A 2,500-nucleotide genomic window follows, 5' to 3' on the forward strand; every position below is an offset into this window, starting at 1 on the left:
CCTTGGCCTGTTATTTCAGGTGGACAAGGGAAGAACTGCTTGCTTTCGGAAGCGACAAAGGCCGCTTTGAGCGGCCTATTGTAACACGGCCGAGCCGTTATTCGATCAGAGAAGATTTATGCGAGGCATAAACCGCTTGCGCGATTTAGCCTGGAGTTGCGATTGGCAGACCTGGCAGCGACCTACTCTCCCGCGTCTTAAGACGAAGTACCATGGGCGCAGGGGCGTTTCACGGCCGTGTTCGGAAAGGGAACGGGTGCAGCCACCCCGCCATAACCACCAGGTCGGCAAAGCGCAACTTCGGGCTAAACCTTGCGGATTTGGCCCGATTTGAGAAGCTGGTGAGGCTAGAAGCCTCGTTTTGTCTATGTGAACACGTCGTTGGTTTGTCCGGATACGGTCGTTTAGACCGCAAGCGCGTCGCCGGACGTCCGGCGCCCTCGCGGAGCATAGGGTCGAAGACCCGCTCATGCGTGAGCGCTGAACTTAAAGCCTCATCGAACTTGTTCGATGAGCACTGGCAATGGGAACGATCAAGCCAATCGAGCTATTAGTACCGGTAAGCTTCATGCGTTGCCGCACTTCCACACCCGGCCTATCAACGTGGTCGTCTTCCACGGCTCTGATAGGGAACACTCGTTTTCAGGTTGGTTTCCCGCTTAGATGCCTTCAGCGGTTATCCATTCCATATATAGCTACCCTGCTATGCCCTTGGCAGGACAACAGGTCCACCAGAGATATGTCCATCCCGGTCCTCTCGTACTAGGGACAGATCCTGTCAATATTCCTACACCCACGGCAGATAGGGACCGAACTGTCTCACGACGTTCTGAACCCAGCTCACGTACCGCTTTAATTGGCGAACAGCCAAACCCTTGGGACCTGCTCCAGCCCCAGGATGCGATGAGCCGACATCGAGGTGCCAAACAACCCCGTCGATATGGACTCTTGGGGGTCATCAGCCTGTTATCCCCGGCGTACCTTTTATCCGTTGAGCGATGGCCCTTCCACGCGGGACCACCGGATCACTATGACCGACTTTCGTCTCTGCTCGACTTGTCAGTCTCGCAGTCAGGCGGGCTTATGCCATTGCACTCGACGACCGATTTCCGACCGGTCTGAGCCCACCATCGCGCGCCTCCGTTACTCTTTCGGAGGCGACCGCCCCAGTCAAACTACCCACCATACACTGTCCCGGATCCGGATGACGGACCGCGGTTAGACATCCATGACGATAAGGGTGGTATTTCAAGGATGGCTCCACAAGAACTGGCGTCCCTGCTTCAAAGCCTACCACCTATCCTACACATGCCGACACGAATGCCAGTGTAAAGCTATAGTAAAGGTGCACGGGGTCTTTCCGTCTGACCGCAGGAACCCCGCATCTTCACGGGGAATTCAATTTCACTGAGTCTATGTTGGAGACAGCGGGGAAGTCGTTACGCCATTCGTGCAGGTCGGAACTTACCCGACAAGGAATTTCGCTACCTTAGGACCGTTATAGTTACGGCCGCCGTTTACTGGGGCTTCGATTCAGAGCTTGCACCCCTCCTCTTAACCTTCCAGCACCGGGCAGGCGTCAGACCCTATACGTCGTCTTGCGACTTCGCAGAGCCCTGTGTTTTTGGTAAACAGTCGCTACCCCCTGGTCTGTGCCACCCTCACATACTTGCGTACATAAGGGTCACGCTTCTTCCGAAGTTACGCGTGCAATTTGCCGAGTTCCTTCAACATAGTTCTCTCAAGCGCCTTGGTATACTCTACCTGACCACCTGTGTCGGTTTCGGGTACGGTCTATACGGTGGAGCTATTTCCTGGAACCGCGTCCCCGCCCACACAATCCAATAAGTGTGAACAAGTTAAGCAATCCGTCACTACCACCAGGCCCACGAATATTAACGTGGTTCCCATCGACTACGCGTGTCCGCCTCGTCTTAGGGGCCGGCTAACCCTGCTCAGATTAACTTTAAGCAGGAACCCTTGGTCTTTCGGCGAGAGGGTCTCTCACCCTCTTTATCGTTACTCATGTCAACATTCGCACTTCCGATACCTCCAGGACCCCTCACGGGTATCCCTTCATCAGCTTACGGAACGCTCCGCTACCACGTGTATTGCTACACATCCTCAGCTTCGGTGCATGGCTTCAGCCCCGTTACATTTTCGGCGCAAAGACCCTTGACTAGACCAGTGAGCTGTTACGCTTTCTTTAAATGATGGCTGCTTCTAAGCCAACATCCTGGTTGTTTTGGGATCCTCACATCCTTTCCCACTTAGCCATGACTTGGGGACCTTAGCTGGAGGTTAGGGTTGTTGCCCTTTTCACGACGGACGTTAGCACCCGCCGTGTGTCTGCCTGATAGTACTCCCCGGTATTCGGAGTTTGGTTAGGATCAGTAAGACGGTGAGTCCCCATAGCCCATCCAGTGCTCTACCCCCGGGGGTATTCGTCAGACGCTCTACCTAAATAGATTTCGCGGAGAACCAGCTATTTCCGAGTTTG

At 54.5% G+C, this 2,500-nt stretch carries 2 rRNA genes (1 of these 2 cut by a window edge); both read right to left on the minus strand.

The annotated features are described in order from the left end of the window. Nucleotides 1-169: 169 nt before the first annotated feature. A 5S ribosomal RNA gene (rrf, locus tag GR212_RS36350) occupies nucleotides 170-284 on the minus strand. Nucleotides 285-529: 245 nt separating this feature from the next. Further along, nucleotides 530-2,500: ribosomal RNA gene (locus GR212_RS36355) — 23S ribosomal RNA — on the minus strand; it runs 829 nt beyond the window's last position.

This window comes from Martinezella lusitana (assembly GCF_010668395.1).
Lineage (GTDB): Bacteria > Pseudomonadota > Alphaproteobacteria > Rhizobiales > Rhizobiaceae > Rhizobium > Rhizobium lusitanum_A.